This window comes from Rhizobium sp. GW821-FHT14E12 (assembly GCF_058803745.1).
Map to the genome: position 1 here is coordinate 1 of NZ_JBXAPH010000037.1, position 526 is coordinate 526.

At 65.2% G+C, this 526-nt stretch carries 1 pseudogene; it reads left to right on the forward strand.

What is annotated here, in order from left to right:
• Positions 1 to 2: 2 nt before the first annotated feature.
• A pseudogene (locus tag AC1RO0_RS31930) lies at positions 3 to 526 on the forward strand (hypothetical protein); the annotation flags it as partial.

Sequence of the window (526 nt, forward strand, 5' to 3'; positions counted from 1 at the left end):
AGATCGACCTGGACGGTTTGAAGAGGGTTGCGGCTTCCGAGTTCGGCAGCACCGTCCCCAACAATATCACCCACCTGTTCAACCCGACCATCCAGGCGATGGCCAACCAGTTTTACGGGTCGGACAGCGCCCAGGTCCGCGACACATTCAAGAGCGACGTCAAGGCGCTTCTCGGCCCGCTGCTCGACAAAGTCGGCGCGGGAGAGGTCGGCCAAGCCGACCTCGGCGGCCTTCTGGAGCGCTTGACGTCGCAATTGACCGCACCCGGCGGCAAGGAGGTCTGGGGCTATCGCCATGCGGTGCAGACCGCTCTCGAAGGTCTCGTCATGGGCGCCAGCCTCGTCTCGAAGCTGCCGCCCAATGCCGAATGGGACAAGAGCGTCTCGCCGCTGCCCTCCAGCAATCTCGCCAGCTATTCGTTCAACGACGTCATGGCGGCGATTATGATCGGCACCGGCCTGGCCGGCAAGGGGATCGCCGCCAACGGCTCCGAGGGCGGGCGCTTCTTCGCAGGCAGCGGCGGCGA